Annotated in this window: 1 rRNA gene; it reads left to right on the forward strand. The window is 51.8% G+C overall.

Going from position 1 to position 228, the window contains the following annotated elements:
- Nucleotides 1–228: ribosomal RNA gene (locus tag FVP33_RS18970) — 16S ribosomal RNA — on the forward strand; the annotation flags it as partial.

The following is a 228-nucleotide window of genomic DNA, read 5'->3' on the forward strand; positions in this document are numbered from 1 at the left end:
GCAGCCGCGGTAATACGTAGGTGGCAAGCGTTATCCGGATTTATTGGGCGTAAAGCGAGCGCAGGCGGTTTTTTAAGTCTGATGTGAAAGCCTTCGGCTCAACCGAAGAAGTGCATCGGAAGCTGGGAAACTTGAGTGCAGAAGAGGACAGTGGAACTCCATGTGTAGCGGTGAAATGCGTAGATATATGGAAGAACACCAGTGGCGAAGGCGGCTGTCTGGTCTGTA

Source organism: Lacisediminihabitans profunda (assembly GCF_008040105.1).
Classification (GTDB): domain Bacteria; phylum Actinomycetota; class Actinomycetes; order Actinomycetales; family Microbacteriaceae; genus Lacisediminihabitans; species Lacisediminihabitans profunda.